The organism is Bradyrhizobium sp. BR14999, from assembly GCF_056106085.1.
Genome location: NZ_CM148536.1, coordinates 1,682,479 through 1,699,525 on the forward strand (window position 1 = coordinate 1,682,479; position 17,047 = coordinate 1,699,525).

Consider the following 17,047-nt stretch of genomic DNA (forward strand, 5'->3'; position numbering starts at 1 on the left):
CCCTCAGGCCTTGACTAAGTCCCCCAGCAGGTTCGCCGCCACCGTCAGCTTGGCGAGCGTCAGGCCGCTGGCAGCAATCTCTTCGACCGAGCTGCGGATGCGCGTCGCTTGGGGGTGAGCCGCGAGCCAGGTCTCGACGGCCTGCTGGCCGGACTGGCCGGTCGCCAGCATATCCGCGGCCAGTCTTCTTTCGGCGCCAGCGATCTGCTCAACGGCGCGATCGATGGCTATACGTTCGAAATAGTCGTTTGCCGGCACGTGGCGCGCGGCGGCGATGATGCGGTCGAGACGGAAATTCGCCTCGGCGGCAAAGAAGGTCGCGGCGGCGTCGCCAATGGGGCGGGTGGTGCGCTCGGCGACCGTCACGATATCGGGTGCCGAGACCAGAGCGTCGAGATCGGCGAGCTCGCCGGCAAGGCCGGCCGGGACGCCAGCGTCGATCAGGTCCTGCCGACGCTTGGCGCGTGCGGCCTGCAAGTCCGGCGGCAGGGTAGTGTCGAGCGCGGCGACAATCTGGCGGATAGCCGGGCCGAAGCGCGCGACCACGGCCTCCAGCCCGCCCTTGAAATCGACATTGCGCACGTACCAGACCATGCGCGAGAGCAGGAGGTCCTGCACGGAAGCGTAGAGGGACAGCTGCACCTGCCCGTCGATGCAGGCGTCGAGTGCATCGATCGCGTCATTGAGCCCCTTCAGACCGTAGCATTCATCGACCGCCACGTAGGCCATGACGATGGTCGGGATATCGGCGTCCGTCTCGTCGATCAGGCGTACGACACAGGCCGGGCCGCCGCGGTTGATCACCGCATTGGCGAGGCTGGTCGCGATGATCTCCCGCCGCAGACGATGCAGTTCGGCCGCTGTCGGGAACTTGTCCTGAATCTCGCGCGGAAAATACTGGGACAACTCGCGGGCAAGATAGGGATCATCGGGCACGCTGGTGACGAGCAGGTCATCGTAGAGGGTCAGTTTGGCGTAGGCGAGCAGCACCGCAAGCTCGGGCCGCGTCAGGGACTGGCCGCGCCGGGTGCGCTCGGTGAGCGCTGCGTCGTCGGGCAAGTACTCCACCGCGCGGCTGAGCAAGCCGCGCTGCTCGAGCGACTGCATCAGGCGGGCGAGGAAGCCGGCCTCGGCCACGCCCTTGCGCTCGGCGAGCGAGAGCGCCAGCGTCTGCAGATAGTTGTTGCGCAGCACCAGCGTACCGACCTCGTCGGTCATTGCGGCAAGCAGGCTGTTGCGGTCAGCGGGGCTGAGGCGTCCCTCGCGCTCGGGGCGCGCCAGCGCGATCTTGATATTGACCTCGACGTCGGACGTGTTCACGCCGGCCGAATTGTCGATAGCGTCGGTGTTGAGCTTGACGCCCTTCTGCGCCGCTTCAATGCGGCCACGCTGGGTGACGCCGAGGTTGGCGCCTTCGCCGATCACCCGCGCGCGCACGTCGCCACCCGCGACGCGGATCGGATCGTTGGCGCGGTCCCCGACCTGATCGTCGCTCTCCGCCGACGCGCGAATATAGGTGCCGATGCCACCAAACCACAGCAAGTCCACGCGCGCTTTCAGGATTGCCGTCATCACCTCGAACGGCGTCGCCTGCGGCTTATCGAGATCCAGCAGGGTGCGCACTTCCGGAGCGAGCGCGATCGCCTTGAGCGAGCGCGAGAACACGCCGCCGCCTTGCGAGATCAGCGACTTGTTGTAGTCCTGCCAGCTCGACCGCGGCAGGTCGAACAGACGCTTACGCTCATGGAAGCTGATCGCCGGATCGGGCGAGGGATCGATGAAGATGTCGCGGTGATCGAAAGCCGCGACGAGCCTCGCCGTCGGCGAGAGCAGCATGCCGTTGCCGAAGACGTCGCCGGACATGTCGCCGACGCCGGCAACGGTGAACGGCGTGGTCTGAATGTCGGTGCCGAGCTCGCGGAAGTGGCGCTTGACCGCCTCCCAGGCGCCGCGCGCCGTGATCCCCATTTTCTTGTGATCGTAACCCTGGCTGCCGCCGGATGCGAAGGCATCGCCGAGCCAATGGTTCTTCTCGGCCGAGATCGCGTTGGCGACGTCGGAGAAGGTGGCGGTGCCCTTGTCGGCGGCTACGACGAGATAGGGGTCGTCACCGTCATGCCGCATTGTCAGGTCGGGCGGCACCACGATGTCGCCGCCGAGATTGTCGGTGAGTTCGAGCAGCGAACGAACGAAGATGCGATAGGCTTCTGTGCCCTCCGCTAGCCACGCCTCGCGATCGGAGGGCGATGGCAGGCGCTTGGGTACGAAGCCGCCTTTGGCCCCGACCGGCACGATCACGGCGTTCTTGACCTGCTGCGCTTTCACCAGGCCGAGGATTTCGGTGCGGAAATCCTGCGGCCGATCGGACCAGCGCAAGCCACCGCGCGCAACCTTGCCGAAGCGCAGGTGGATACCTTCGACACGAGGTGAATAGACGAAGATCTCGTAGAGAGGTCGTGGAGCGGGCAAGTCGTCGATCCGGCGCGCCTCGAACTTGAAGGAGATCACCGGACGCGGATGTCCATCCTCGCCGATCTGCCACAGATTGGTGCGAACGGTTGCCTGCACCAGATTGGTGAAGCGGCGCAGGATGCGGTCTTCGTCGAGCGAGGCGACGGATTTGAGCTGCTCCTCGATCTCGGCAAGGAGAGTTGCCTCGCGCGCTGAACGTTCGCGATCGGTAAGGATAAGATGCGGATCGCGGCTAACCTGGAACAGTGCGACGAGGTTGGCCGTGATCGCGGCGTTCTTGCGCAAGGTCTCCCACATATAGTCCTGGGTGAACGGGGCACGGATCTGGTGCAAATAGCGGGACAGCGCCCGGATGGTCGAGACTTCCCGCCAGCCCAGGGCCGTGCGCAGGATCAAGGCATTGTACCCGTCGGATTCGGCGCGGTCGGTGACCACTGCCATGATCGAGGCTTCTAGGCGATGGCTGAAGTCCGGGCTGATCTCGATCGGCTGGCCGTCGCTGGTGTCGATCGTCATGTCGTGCAGCCAGACCGGGGCGGGCCGGTTACCGGGCACGATCTGATAGGTGCGTTCGTTGACCACGCGCAGGCCATGATTTTCGATCACCGGCACGCGGTAGGACAGCGACAGCGGTGCGGCGTCCGAGAAAACTTTGAGGCCGAAGCGTCTGGGATTGCCCTCGCCTCCGAAGCGGTGAACGGAAATCGTTACCGGGCGCGCTGGCGTGAGCTTCTCGATGGTCGCGATATCGGCGATCGCCTGTTCTGCCGTGAAGACCTCGGTATAGCCGCCGCTAAAGGCCTGGGCATAGCGATTGGCGAGCATGCGTGCCCGCATGCCATCGGTCGACGCAGTGAGCGCGGCCTTCAGCTTGTCGGCCCAGGTTGCGGCAATGGCGCTGATTCCGGCTTCGAGCGCGGCGCGTTCGACGAGGGGAGTTTTGCCTTCATAGCGCCCGATGATGTAGTGGACGCGCGCAAGCGCCCCCTCAGGGAATGATACGTAGGAGGCCGACAGGGTGCCCTTGTAGGCCTGCGCCAGGAAGGCGCCGACACGCGTGCGCACATTGGTGTCGTACTTGTCGCGTGGAATGAAGGTGAGGACGGATACGAAGCGATCGAACTTGTCGACCCGCGCCAGCGCCCGGACGCGGGGGCGCTCGTAGAGGATCAGGACCTCGATGACGAAATTGTTCAGAGTGTCGACGTCGATCTGGAATAGTTCGTCACGTGGATAATCTTCGAGAATATGCATGAGCGCTTTGCCGGAATGGCCGCTCGGGTCGAAGCCCGCGCGCTGGAGCACCCCCGAAACTTTGTGGCGGACATAGGGGATCTGTCGTACCGAACGGGTATAGGCGCCGGAGGTGAAAAGGCCGACGACGCGCAGTTCGCCCTCGAGCCGACCGTCGGGCGTATAGAGCTTGATACCCACATAATCCATGCGGATGCGGCGATGGACGCGGCTGGAGACATTGGCCTTGATGACGATCAGCAGCGTCGGCTCGCGCATGAACTCGCGAATTTCCGTCGTCATCACCACCATTTCCGTGCCGCGGCGCAGCACCTTCGCGTCGGGATCGCGCAAGATGCCGAGGCCTTCGCCGGTTGTAATGTCGTCGGACGCATCGCTGTCGGACGAGAAGCGATATTCACGCACGCCGAGGAAGGTGAAATTGTCCGCGCAGAGCCATTGCAGGAACTGGCTTGCTTCGGCGACCTCGTCGATCGGCAGCGGCGGCGGATTGGAAGAGAAAGTCTTGATCGCTTCCTCGACGCGGTCGCGCATGGCGCGCCAGTCGGTGACGCAGGCGCGGACGTCGTTCAACGTGCTGGTGAGGCCCTCGATCAGCTTCTTGCGATCCGCATCGGCGTCCAGGCGAGTGATGTGGAGATGAATCAGGCTTTCGCGCGTGCCCTTTGCTCCCTCCGGCAGTGATTCGCCGTAGAAGCGCAGCAGCTTGCCCTGGTCATCGCGCTCCACGGCGATGATCGGATGAGCGACAAGGGTGACTTCGATGCCCTGCTCGATGAGCTCCGCCATGGTGGAGTCGAACAGGAAAGGCATGTTGTCGTTGAGAATTTCGAGCACGGAAATCTCGCGCCCGTCGGGCAGCGCCGGATTGAAGACGCGGATATCGGCGCGGCCGGCTGTGCGCCGCTGCACGTGTTCCCAGGCTTGCTCCGCCAGGAGGGCAAGCGAGGCTGCATCGTAATTGGCGAGGTCCTCGGCATTGGTGTAGCCGAACAGAGGCTCGGCAAAGGCCCGGGGGCTCTTGCCTGCTGGCACGCTGCCTGCTGCATCGCGGATCAGGGTTGCCCGGGCCTTGTCGTCACGCCACACCATCGTGTCCTCCATTTGCCGCGCCGTCCGACCGCTGCCGCGATCATCAGCTTGATTCTGGAGTGCATCTCTTCGAGCGCCGCGATCGAGTGCCACGCGAAATCCTCGGTCTCGAAGCGTCGACGGCTTCCGGCAACATACTACGTTCCAAGAGCGAAAGGTGCACGCTGTCGTGAGGTGTGTTGAATTTTCTCGACGACAGCGGGTGGACCCGAAGTCTGCGCCGACGGCGGTCGAACGCCTGGAGCAGGAAAAATCACATGCAATTTCAATTATGTATGAGTTCGTTGTTTTGTTCTGAACGGCGCGGCATTTCCAATTCAACGCGCTTCAGTACGATTTCGCCGCTGCCATCATGCGTGCCCTCAGTTGCGGGCAAGCGGCTTGGCAATTTCGCGAATGCAATCGGCAAACACCTGTGCCACGGGGCTCAGCATTCGGCCCTTCAGGGTGAAAATCCCCGTCGGCAGATGCCAGCGCGGCAACGTGACGGGCAGCGGCTTGAGCAGATCGGCTCCGGGGCCGAACCGCAGCGCCGAGCCCGGCACGAGAGTGAGATAGCGGCCGGTGGCCAGTAGGCTGATGCGCAAATGTAGTGAGTTGCTGAAGATCGTTGCAGTGGGGATCGGCAGCTTCGCGGCACGGCAGGCTTTGACGAAAGGCGAGCCGGGTTCGGTTTCCAGCGTAGACAGGATCCAGGGCGCGTCGACAAGTTCTGAAAGCGACAGCTTGCGGCGGCGCGACCAGGAACTTTGCGGTCCGGCGACGACGACCAGCGGCTCGTAGAACAGCGGCTGCATGTCGATGTCGGAATCGGGGGCCTCTGTCAGCAGTCGCGAGATCACGATTTCGCATCGACGCTCCCTGAGCAGGTTAAACTGCTGCAGCGCTGTGCCTTGCTCCAGCCTGACGCGCAAACGCGGCAGTCGCTGCGACAGTCGCTCGATCGCTGCCGGCACGAGCCCGGCGGCCCATACCTCGGTGCAGGCTATGCGCAGCTCGCCGGCCTGCGGATCCCTGAGAAACGTGATCTCCTCTACGCTTTGTCGAAGCTCGTCGAACACCGCGGTGCTGCGTCTGAGCAGCGCCTTGCCGAACGGCGTCGGCTCGATGCCGCGTGCGGTGCGGTCGAGCAGCGTGACCCCGAGCATGTGTTCGAGATTGGCGATCGTGCGTGAGATCACCGGCCGTGAGATCGCCAGGCGCTCGGCGGCTTTCGCCATGCTGCTCTCCTCCACCACCGTCATGAAGATGTGGAGGTCGCGAGGCTTGAGAAATCGTCCGACCCTATCCGCCCAGCGCATGCGTCGACGTACCCAAATTGCTACCGGCCTGTCGAATAATCAACCTTGTGGATACTCCTATTTTGGCGCTGACTCCAGCTCCGGATGGACCAGCTCGAAGTGCAGGAGGTGGCGATGGAAGGCATTCGCATCGCGGTTGCAGCTCTCGTCGTGATGTTCAGTGCCGCCACCGGCGGTGCCGCCGAGGTCACCGTTTTCAGCACGCCGACCATGAAGGGCGCGCTCGATGACCTTGCGCCAGCGTTTACACGCGCAACCGGCCACACGCTCGTACTCACCTTTGAGGGCGTGCCGGTGCTCAAGCGGCGGATCGAAGCGGGTGAGATGTTCGATGCGGCGATCCTGTTGCCGGCAACGGTCGATGATCTTACGAGGCTGGGCAAAATCGCCGCGGGTACGCGCGCGGACATCGCCCGCACGGCCGCCGGTGTGGCGATCCGTGCGGGCGCGCCTAAACCTCAGGTCGCCTCCAGCGAAGACTTAAAGCGAACGCTGCTCGCGGCCAAAACGATCTCCTATTCGCGCGACAGCGCGAGCGGAAGCTATTTTCTCCATCTGCTCGATCGCCTCGGAATTGAGAACGAGGTGAAGCCGAAGCTCCTGGCCGTGGCAGGCCGAAGCCCGGTAGAGGCCGTCGCGCGCGGCGAAGCGGAGCTGACCGTCATCACCGTGCCGAACATCGTCGGAGTAGAGGGCGTCGCCCTCGCAGGCTCGCTGCCGGACGAGCTGCAGAACTACACCACCTTCAGCATCGGGCTCGGCTCCAATGTGAAGGAGCCCAAAGCCGCCGAGCAACTGATTGCATTCCTGCGCTCGCCAGCCGCCGCCGCTGTTATCCGGAGCAAAGGATTGGAGCCCGTTGCCCCGTGAAACGCCGGGAGCAACCGGAACATCAGCCGCCCCAGCGGTCCCGGATGTTGTCCGACTACAACGCCAGCCCACACGCCTGCCGGATGGCGATCTGAACCGGCGAAGGTGGCAACGCCGGATCAAATTCGCCCTTCGGCAGCAGCGGAGGCTGTGCCATGAAGCGCGGCCGCTTCCCCCGGTGGGGTTGCGCGGCATGAACAAGGAACGGATGGCACAGATAGACGCTGCCTGCCGCACCGGTCGCCAGTTCGACCTCGCAATCTGCGGTCGAGGCGTAGTCCTCGGCAGAGAGCTGCCGGAGCGTCGCGCCTGCGTCGCCATAGGGCAGCAGCTCCCGCGCGATGGTGGCATGCGAGCCTTTCCGTATCCTCGTGGGCGCATCATCCGGGCCGACATCCGAGAACAGGAAGAGCATCAGCAGCGCACGTTCGTTGCTTTTCACATTGGCACGCCACTCCATGAAATCCGGACTGGCGGTGCCAAAGCTCATGTCCACATGCCAGCCGTCATCACCGGGGGATTCCGCGGAAGGGAAGCGGATCGGAAAGGTTCCGAGAGCCCTGGGCGCAAGCCAGCGCCCTTCGCCCGCGAGTTGATCGTAGGCTTTGTGCAGGGACGGCCCGTTCGCGGCTTCAGTGAATGGGGGCGAAGCCTTGGCGCCCACCCGGATAATGGGTTTGGTCCAGTGTTCGGGTTCGTCCGGCGACAGGCCAATATCCGCCCACAGCTCGTCCCTGCACCGCTTTGCAAGCTGGGCGCTGAAGGCATGTTCGATCTTGATGAAACCGTCGTCGATGAAGTTCTGGACCTGACGGGGCGTCAGGCCAGCCTGTTCGGTCTTGGGCATTGCACATTCTCCGTTCGACTACGCATCAAGCGCAGCCGTTTGATCTGATTGGCGCGGATGCGCCGGAACGACGTCAACCGTTCAGATCAGCGGGAAGAATGTGGACATGAACATCATGGGGGGAACGTATACCGCGGCGGCGCGTGGAATCAAGGTTCGCCCGACCTCGCATCCCAAACAAAGGCGAGGCTTGGACACGTGTGCGGTCGCGGCTACGGATGTCCACATCATTGATCTGAAACAATGATGGTCTTCGGCACAAATGCTAGGCTGAGTCGTAGGTCGCGACGCAAGGCTCCAAGGGCCGGTCGAGACAATCTCAGCGCGTGTTGGAATCCGAGGGCTCAATGGGACGACTCCTGAATATCGTGACGCCGCTGCATACGGCGACCAAGCGCGACTACATGGGCCGCATGAACGACGACAAGATCGCCTGCTCGCTGAAGGCGCGGGAATACGAGGCCGATTATTGGGATGGTGATCGCCGTTTCGGCTATGGCGGCTACCGCTTCATCGAGGGCCGCTGGGCGCCGGTCGCCAGGGCGCTCATCGAGACCTATGGTCTCAAGGATGGGTCCAGCGTGCTCGACGTCGGCTGCGGCAAGGGCTTTCTGCTCTACGAGATGCAGAAGATCCTGCCGGGCCTGAAGATCGTCGGCTTCGACATCTCCAAACACGGCCTCGCACATGCGCACGAGCAGGTGAAACCGTATCTGTTCAATTATCGCGCCCAGGACGTCTATCCCTATGGCGACGACAGTTTCGACCTCGTCATCTCGCTCGGCACCCTGCACAATCTCAGGCTCTATGAGCTCGAGGCGGCGCTCAAGGAGATCGAGCGGGTCGGCAAGAACAAATACGTCATGGTCGAGGGCTACCGCAACGTCGCCGAGCTGCACAATCTCGAATGCTGGGCACTGACGGCGGAGTCCATCCTGCACACGTCGGAATGGATCTGGCTCTACGGCAAGCTCGGCTACACCGGCGATTACGAATTCATCTATTTCGAGTGACCGGGCGCTGCTCATGGATGTCAAGACAGCCAAGGCGGCGATTCTCGTCGAGTCCGGCAAGCCGCTGATCGTCGATGAGTTCACTTTGCCGGATACGCTCGAGCACGGCCAGGTGCTTGCGCACGTGCACACGTCGAGCATCTGCGGGGCACAGATCAACGAGATCGACGCGGTCAAGGGCGTCGACAAGTTCCTGCCGCATCTGTTGGGACACGAAGCGCTGGCGACCATCGTCGAGACCGGACCCGGCGTCGTCTCCTGCAAGCAGGGCGACACCGTCGTCATGCATTGGCGGCCGGGCAAGGGCATCCAGTCCAATACGCCGGTCTATTCCTGGCGCGGCAAGCGCCTCAACGCGGGCTGGGTCACCACGTTCAACGAATATGCCGTGGTGTCGGAAAATCGCGTCACGCCCGTTCCGGCCTCGATCGATCGCAGGAGCGCGCCGCTGCTCGGCTGCGCGGTGACGACCGCGCTCGGCGTCGTCAATAACGATGCGCAGGTCGCCATCGGCGAAGCCGTCGTCGTGTTCGGCGTCGGCGGCGTCGGCTTGAACATCGTGCAATTTGCCGCGATGGTCGGCGCCTATCCGGTCGTTGCGATCGACCGTCTCGACAACAAGCTCGAGATGGCCCGGCAGTTCGGCGCCACCCACACCATCAACTCCGACGCGGTGAAGGATCTGGCCGCCGAGGTCCAGGCCATCACCGGTACTGACGGAGCCGACAAGGTCGTCGAGACCACCGGCGTCAGCCGGTTGATCGAGCTCGCCTACGAGATCACCGCCAAGAAGGGCCGCTGCATCCTGGTCGGTGTTCCCCGCGACAAGGTCGAGATCTACACGCTGCCGCTCCATTTCGAGAAAGTGCTGAAGGGCTCGGAAGGCGGGCAATGCCAGCCGGCGCGCGATATCCCGCGTCTCGTTCGCCTCGACGAGGCCGGCAAGGTCAGTTACCGCGGCATCGTGACCGACGAGTTTGCGCTCGACGATATCAACGACGCGCTGGATCTGATGCGCAGCGGCAAGTCGGGGCGCATCCTTCTGAACATCAGCTGAGCGTGGCCGCCGGTCATTTGCACCGGCATTGATCGGCGGCGCGGCTTTTGCCTGCATGGGCATCGCCCATTCCGGCGGGCGGCAGCCTGACCTTCGGTTCAAGATCGCCCGCAGCGGCTTGCCGCCATCGGCGCAGCACGCGATCGACGAGACAATGGTCGGCGTGTAACCGGCGGGCCGGGCATCATCGAATTGTCATCGCTCCGTCATTCGCGCTCTATCGATCGCTGCTCCCTTCGCCGCGCATCGTGGAAGCTGATATGCATCTGATTGAGACTATGTCGTCCGACCGCCGGTCGATCCTGAAGGGCCTCGCGGCCGTAGCGGTCACGTCGCTGGCCGCACCGGCGATGGCGGCTGAAGGCCTTCCGGCGCAGCCGACCGGCGCGGCGGCGGCCATCGCCACCGACAAAGCCTATTGGACGGCCGTGAAGGGGCTCTATGCCGTGACGCCTGATGTCGTGAATCTGGAGAACGGCTATTGGGGCATCATGGCCGAGCCGGTGAGGCGCGAGTTCATTCGCCAAACCGACATGGTCAATTATCAGAACACCTACTACGCGCGGCAGCGCGCGGGTGCGGATTTCGAGGCCGTGCGCGCCAAGGTGGCGGAGGCGGTCGGCGCGCTGCCTGAGGAGATCGCGCTCACCCGCGGCGCCACCGAAGCGCTGCAGCTTCTCATCGGCGGCTACAACAGGCTGAAGCCCGGCGACGGCGTGCTCTACGCCGACCTCGACTATGATTCGATGCAGTATGCGATGAACGCGCTGAAGGCGCGCCGCGGCGTCGACGTGGTCAAGTTCGATGTGCCCGAGCCCGCCACCCGCCAGGCCGTGCTCGACGCCTATGCCCGCGCCATCGAGGCAAACCCGAAGACAAGACTTCTCCTCCTGACCCATGTCAGCCATCGCACCGGCCTCGTCATGCCGATCGCCGAGATCGCCCGCATGGCCAAAGCCAAGGGCATCGACGTCATCGTCGACGCCGCCCATTCCTGGGGACAGATCGACTTCAAGGTGGGTGAGCTCGATGTCGATTTCGTCGGCTTCAACCTGCACAAATGGATCGGTGCGCCGGTCGGCGTGGGCTTCCTCTACATCAGAAAGGATCGTCTCGCCGCCATCGACCGCGACATGGGCGACGAGGATTTTCCGGAGACCGACATCCGCTCGCGGGTTCATACCGGCACGGTCAATTTCGCGACGGTACTGACGGTGCCCGCGGCCGTGGCGCTGCATCAGCAGATCGGCGCGGCGGCAAAGCAAGCCCGCCTGCGGCATCTGCGCGATTACTGGGTGAGTCGCGCGCGTGGCTTCAGGGACATCGAGATCCTGACGCCGGACGAAGTCGGCTCATACGGCGCGATCACGTCCTTCCGCCTCGCCGGCAAGACCAGCAAGGCCGACAACGACGCCATCGTCGCGAAGCTCAGGGACGACTACAAGATCCTGACGGTGCGCCGGGCCGGCGTCGCCAGGGGTCAGTGCATCCGTGTGACGCCGGCACTCTACACCGAGGAGGCCGATCTCGATCGCTTCGTCGAGGCGCTCGCCGTCATCACGGGGACGAAGACGGGGTAAGCCAAGGGATATATCGACGTTCGTGTCACCGCCACCCAAGTGCCGGCGCGACGTGCGTCAAAATCGCCTCGATCGCATGCGCGCAATAGGCGACGCCGAGCTGGTTCGGGATCGTCAGCAGCAGCGTGTCCGCCTCGGCGATCGCCTCGTCCTGGCGCAGCTGCTCGATCAGCACATCCGGCTCCGCCGCATAACTCCGGCCGAAGATAGCCCGCGTGCGCGGGTCGATGAAGCCGATCTGGTCCTCGCCTTCACCACTCCTGCCGAAATAGGCACGGTCGCGATCGTCGATCAGCGCAAAAATGCTGCGGCTGACGGACACGCGCGGCTCCCGGGTGTGGCCGGCTTCCTTCCATGCCGCGCGAAAGCTACGGATCTGCGCAGCCTGCTGCACGTGAAAAGCTTCGCCGGTCTCGTCGTTCTTTAACGTCGAGCTCTGCAGGTTCATGCCGAGCTTCGCCGCCCACACCGCGGTGGCGTTCGAACCGGCGCCCCACCAGATCCGCTCGCGCAGGCCCTGCGCATGCGGTTCGAGGCGCAACAGCCCGGGCGGATTGGGAAACATCGGCTGCGGATTGGGCTCGGCAAAACCTTCGCCGCGGAGCAGGTCGAGGAAGACTTCGGCATGGCGCCGGCCCATGTCGGCGTCGCTCTGGCCCTCGGCCGGGCGATAGCCGAAATAGCGCCAGCCGTCGATTACCTGCTCCGGCGAGCCGCGGCTGATGCCGAGCTGCAGCCTGCCGCCGGCGATGAGGTCGGCGCTGCCTGCGTCCTCCACCATGTAGAGCGGGTTCTCGTAGCGCATGTCGATCACGGCCGTGCCGATCTCGATTTTGCTGGTCTTGGCGCCGACGGCGGCGAGCAAGGGAAAGGGCGAGGCCAGCTGCCGCGCGAAGTGATGCACCCGGAAATAGGCGCCGTCCGCCCCTAACTGTTCCGCCGCGACCGCAAGCTCGATCGATTGCAGCAGCGTATCGCTAGCAGAGCGGGTCTGCGACTGCGGCGAGGGCGTCCAGTGCCCGAAGGAGAGGAATCCGATCTTTTTCATGAAGCCAAGGTAAGCATGATCGCAGGAGTTTGCGATACGTCGGCTGGAGGAAAGTTGGGCAACATGGGAAGGCGTGCACTCGCAAGTGCCGCGCTTTGGGGGGAAGCAGACCTAAGCCGATAACGCCGCCATTTCGCAATTCTGACCCAACTGTAACATTGGCTCGTATGGGCATCCCATGCGACCTGTTGTACAATATCGCGTCTAGGTTGGATCGCTGGCATGGTGCAAGAGCGGCCGGACCGGGTCGAGCGCAGGTTGTCGGCGATATTGGTCGCCGATGTGGCTGGCTATTCGCGCCTTATGCACCAGGACGAAGAGGCCACGCATGCCAGACTGACTGCTCTCCTAACAAAGGCTGTCCATCCCGCAATTGCCGAACACGGCGGTCGCATCGTGAAGAATACCGGCGACGGGTTCTTGGCAGAGTTTCCAAGTGCAGTTGAAGCGGTTCGAGGAGCTGTACAGTTCCAGACACTCGTTGACGAACTGACAAGCGGAGATGCTGAAGATAGGCGCATTGCTTTCCGTGTGGGCATCAATATTGGCGACGTCATCGTCGAGCCCCACGATATCTTCGGAGACGGCGTTAACATTGCGGCGCGGTTGGAGGGTATCGCAGAACCGGGTGGCATTTGCATCTCGGCCTCTGCCTACGATCAAGTCCAAGGCAAGGTCGGCGTTGAGTTCGCCGATCTGCACGAGCGGAACCTCAAGAATATCGACCGCCCGGTGCGGGCCTATACCGTGATCAGGGATGGATCTGGTCCGGCCACTCAGACTGAACGCGCAAGACAAGGCGCGCTTTCAACGCCTCGTCGTTCTAGGGGGCGGATCCGAGGGCGTTTGACGCCTGTCGGCGCCGCGGTTGTCTCAATTGCAGTCCTCGGGGCGGTGGCCGGCGCCCTCGTCGTCTCGAAGATGTTTCGTACTGACGTTTTGCGGGAAGGGCAAAAGACACAAAAAGAAGCAGCGGTGCGGCCCGATATCGCTCCCCGCCTGTCGCTTGTCGTCCTGCCGTTCGCAAACCTCAACAACGATCCCGAGCAGGACTACTTCGCTGACGGTATTACGACTGACCTGACGACCGACATTGCGCAAATTCCTGGCGCATTTGTGATTGGGCGCGGAACGGCCTTTACCTACAAGAACAAGCAGGTCGATCTTAAGACGCTCGGCAAGGAGCTTGGCATTCGCTGGGCTGTACAGGGCGCGGTGCAGCGGGCCGGAGGTCAGGTCCGTATGAATGTGTCACTTTCCGACCTGTCGACTGGTCGAGACATCTGGTCTGACCGCTTTGACGGTGATCGGACAAATCTTGCGGCCTTGCAGGAGCAGGTCACGGCGCGGCTCGCCCGCTCTCTCAACGTCCAACTCGTCGAGGCCGAAAGCCGGCGCAGCCAAATAGACAGGCCAACGAATCCGGACGCTGTGGATTTCAGCATGCGCGGCTGGGCGAAGTTCTATGAACCTGGGGCCAAGGTAACGAACGCGCAGGCAAAAGACTTGTTCGACAGCGCGCTGCGCCTCGATCCGGACAACATCGATGCAAAGCTCGGCAAGGCCGCGTGCATAGCCCTTGACGTGCTCTCCGGATGGTCAACGTCCGTGGTCGAGGACAAGAGGATAGCGACCAAACTAATTGATCAAGTTCTTGCAAAACGCCCGGCAACCGCAACCGCGCACATAGTCAAGGGAAACATTTTGCAATACGGAAATCCCGAGGGAGCGCTACCTGAATACGACGCAGCTTTGGAAATCGACCCTAATTCGCCGCTGGCGTACGCATCAAAGGGGATCGTACTTGTTACGGCCGGACGCGCGCGCGAAGCATTTTCCCCGGTTCAGATCGCTTTGCGCCTAAGCCCCAAAGACCCGGCCGCTGGCACTTGGCACTTCTTCCTCTGTCACGCTCACGTGCATGTGCACCAATATAACGAAGCCGTTGAGGAATGCAGGCGCTCGATCAATCTGAACAAATTAAACTGGTTGCCGTATGCAGATCTGATTTCAGCTTATGGAGCTACTGGCCAATTGGAAATGGCCCAGCAAACGTTGGCCGAATTGAATGCAATCCGACCGGACTTCACGGTCCAGTGGTTCCAGCGAATAGGCTACGCACGTTCGAGCCATCCGCAGTTTCGTCGTGAGTACGACGACATCGTTGAGGGACTCAGAAAAGCTGGCGTTCGCGAGCAATGAGGCGACAACCGGTGTAGAGACCGGGCTCGCTCTATCCCACATACGTCCGATGATGCCATGATGCGCCTGTGTTGCCCGACGGGGCAACGACTTTTTGCCCGACGCGTCAACGTCTCTGCAAAGCGTCTAAGCCATTGATCCCGCTAGGGCCGGCTACTGTGCATGGGGTTGTTTCGATATTTTTTTGTTGCGGGCGCACGAAAGCTCACTCGCCCGCTACTTCATCACCCGCAGACCCTTGGTCGTGAACCGCTGCGTCCTGCCGCTCGGCCGCAGCGGACGCTTGGTGCCGGCGGCCTTGCCGGTGCCGGGGGGCTGGTGCGCGGGGACGAGCTGGTGCGGCTGCGAGCCGATCAGGTCAGTGCGGCCCATCTCCTTCAGCGCCTCGCGCAGCACCGGCCAATTGTCGGGGTCGTGATAGCGCAGAAACGCCTTGTGCAGGCGGCGCTGGCGCAGGCCCTTGATCGCCTCGACCTTGTCGCTGCCGCCGTGGCGGACGCCGCGCAAGGGATTGACGCCGGTGTGGTACATCGCGGTCGCCGTCGCCATCGGCGAGGGCAGGAAGGTCTGCACCTGATCGGCGCGATAGCGGTTCTTCTTCAGCCACAGCGCGAGGTTCATCATGTCCTCGTCGGTCGTGCCGGGATGCGCCGCGATGAAATAGGGGATCAGGTAATATTTCTTGCCGGCCTGCTCGGCGGCAGCGTCGAACATCCGCTTGAAGCGGTCATAGGCGCCGATGCCCGGCTTCATCATCTTGTCGAGCGGGCCGCGCTCGGTATGTTCAGGCGCGATCTTCAAATAGCCGCCGACGTGATGGGTGACGAGCTCCTTGATGTATTCGGGGCTCTCCACGGCGAGGTCGTAGCGCACGCCGGAGGCGACCATCACCTTCTTGATGCCGCGGGTCTCGCGCACCTTGCGATAGAGCCGGATCAGGTCGTCATGCGAGGTGTTGAGGTTCGGGCAGATTTCTGGGAAGACGCAGGACGGCCGCCGGCACGCCGCCTCGACCTTCGGATCCTTGCACGCCATCCGGTACATGTTGGCGGTGGGGCCGCCGATGTCGGAGATCACGCCGGTGAAGCCCGGCGTCCTGTCGCGGATCTTCTCGATCTCGCGCAGGATCGAGCCTTCCGAGCGGTTCTGGATGATGCGGCCCTCGTGCTCGGTGATCGAGCAGAAGGTGCAGCCGCCGAAGCAGCCGCGCATGATCGTCACCGAGAATTTGATCATCTCCCAGGCTGGAATTCGTGCTTCGCCATAGGAGGGGTGCGGCGCGCGCGCGTAAGGCAGATCGTAGACCGCGTCCATCTCCTCGGTGGTCAGCGGGATCGGTGGCGGGTTGAGCCAGAGATCGCGATCGCCATGACGCTGCACCAGCGGCCGCGCATTGCCGGGATTGCTCTCCCGGTGCAGCACGCGTGAGGCGCGCGCATAGGCCTCGCGGTCCTGCTCGACCTGCTCCAGCGCCGGCAGGCGGATCACGGTTAAGCCGCGTTGGCGCGTTGCCCCTTCATCGGCGGAATCGAGATCGTCGGCGTGCAGCTCGGAATAATCCTCCGGCACGCGGCGGAACAGCGCGACGCCCCTGATGTCGTCGAGATCGCGCGGCGCTTCGCCGGCGGCGAGCCGCTGCGCCACCTCGACCACGGCGCGTTCGGCATTGCCGTAGAGCAGCAAGTCCGCCTTGGCGTCGGCCAGCACCGAGCGGCGCACCTTGTCGGACCAGTAGTCGTAATGCGCGATCCGGCGCAGCGAGGCCTCGATGCCGCCGAGCACGATGGGGACGTCCTTGAACGCCTCGCGACAGCGCTGCGCGTAGACGATGGTGCAGCGGTCCGGCCGCTTGCCGCCTTCGCCGCCGGCCGTATAGGCATCGTCATGGCGCAAGCGGCGGTCCGCGGTGTAGCGGTTCACCATGGAGTCCATGTTGCCGCCGGTGACGCCGAAGAACACGCGCGGCTTGCCCAATGCCCTAAACGGCTCGGCCGAATGCCAGTCCGGCTGCGCGATGATGCCGACGCGAAAGCCTTGCGCCTCCAGCAGGCGGCCGATGATCGCCATGCCGAAGCTCGGATGGTCGACATAGGCGTCCCCGGTCACCAGCACGATGTCGCAGGCATCCCAGCCGAGCGCATCCATCTCGGCGCGGCTCATGGGAAGGAACGGCGCCGGCTTGCGCGGGCGCGCCTGCGCCATCAGGGGTTTTTCGGCGGTGATGATCTGGGTGTTCATGGGGGCTTACGGATAAGACGCCGAGGCCCCGAATTCAACCGACGGGCGCGTGAAAGGTCGGGGTTCCCCGGGG

At 63.4% G+C, this 17,047-nt stretch carries 10 protein-coding genes; 5 read left to right on the forward strand and 5 right to left on the reverse strand.

Annotation, left to right across the window (positions count from 1 at the left end):
* Positions 1-3 precede the first annotated feature (3 nt).
* Together ACR9YP_RS07790 and ACR9YP_RS07795 are read right to left on the reverse strand one after the other, a co-directional pair.
* Positions 4-4,830, reverse strand: coding sequence for an NAD-glutamate dehydrogenase (locus ACR9YP_RS07790; protein WP_474219314.1), 4,827 nt, complete (start codon positions 4,828-4,830; stop codon positions 4-6).
* 350 nt (positions 4,831-5,180) lie between these two features.
* Positions 5,181-6,119: a LysR family transcriptional regulator gene (locus ACR9YP_RS07795; RefSeq protein WP_438103381.1), complete on the reverse strand. Its 939-nt coding sequence runs from the start codon at positions 6,117-6,119 to the stop codon at positions 5,181-5,183.
* Between the two features lie 114 nt (positions 6,120-6,233).
* On the opposite strand from ACR9YP_RS07795, the gene ACR9YP_RS07800 reads away from it, so the two are divergent.
* Entirely contained in the window at positions 6,234-6,989 is a 756-nt protein-coding gene (locus ACR9YP_RS07800; RefSeq protein ID WP_474221004.1) for a molybdate ABC transporter substrate-binding protein, read from the forward strand.
* Positions 6,990-7,044: 55 nt separating this feature from the next.
* On the opposite strand, the gene ACR9YP_RS07805 is transcribed toward ACR9YP_RS07800, so the two are convergent.
* Positions 7,045-7,836 carry a phytanoyl-CoA dioxygenase family protein gene (locus ACR9YP_RS07805; RefSeq protein ID WP_474219315.1) on the reverse strand — a complete coding sequence of 264 codons (792 nt, stop codon included), beginning with the start codon at positions 7,834-7,836 and terminating at the stop codon, positions 7,045-7,047.
* 347 nt (positions 7,837-8,183) lie between these two features.
* Between ACR9YP_RS07805 and ACR9YP_RS07810 the strand changes: the two genes are divergently transcribed.
* The 3 genes from ACR9YP_RS07810 to ACR9YP_RS07820 all read left to right on the forward strand — a co-directional run bounded on the left by ACR9YP_RS07810 (position 8,184) and on the right by ACR9YP_RS07820 (position 11,486).
* A complete protein-coding gene (locus ACR9YP_RS07810) occupies positions 8,184-8,849 on the forward strand; it encodes a class I SAM-dependent methyltransferase (protein WP_474219316.1) in 666 nt (221 codons plus the stop codon).
* 13 nt (positions 8,850-8,862) lie between these two features.
* Positions 8,863-9,906, forward strand: coding sequence for a zinc-binding dehydrogenase (locus ACR9YP_RS07815; protein ID WP_438103375.1), 1,044 nt, complete (start codon positions 8,863-8,865; stop codon positions 9,904-9,906).
* A 260-nt stretch (positions 9,907-10,166) separates the two neighbouring features.
* Positions 10,167-11,486, forward strand: a complete 1,320-nt coding sequence (locus ACR9YP_RS07820) for an aminotransferase class V-fold PLP-dependent enzyme (protein ID WP_474219317.1) — start codon at positions 10,167-10,169, stop codon at positions 11,484-11,486.
* 25 nt (positions 11,487-11,511) lie between these two features.
* Here the strand turns inward: ACR9YP_RS07820 and ACR9YP_RS07825 are convergent, their stop codons facing one another.
* Complete coding sequence (locus ACR9YP_RS07825; RefSeq protein ID WP_438103370.1) at positions 11,512-12,534, reverse strand: LLM class flavin-dependent oxidoreductase; 1,023 nt, start codon at positions 12,532-12,534, stop codon at positions 11,512-11,514.
* 222 nt (positions 12,535-12,756) lie between these two features.
* On the opposite strand from ACR9YP_RS07825, the gene ACR9YP_RS07830 reads away from it, so the two are divergent.
* Positions 12,757-14,736 carry an adenylate/guanylate cyclase domain-containing protein gene (locus ACR9YP_RS07830; RefSeq protein ID WP_438103368.1) on the forward strand — a complete coding sequence of 660 codons (1,980 nt, stop codon included), beginning with the start codon at positions 12,757-12,759 and terminating at the stop codon, positions 14,734-14,736.
* 216 nt (positions 14,737-14,952) lie between these two features.
* Here the strand turns inward: ACR9YP_RS07830 and ACR9YP_RS07835 are convergent, their stop codons facing one another.
* The gene (locus ACR9YP_RS07835; RefSeq protein WP_474219320.1) at positions 14,953-16,974 is read right to left on the reverse strand and encodes a YgiQ family radical SAM protein; all 2,022 of its coding nucleotides are present in this window, start codon (positions 16,972-16,974) and stop codon (positions 14,953-14,955) included.
* Positions 16,975-17,047 lie beyond the last annotated feature (73 nt).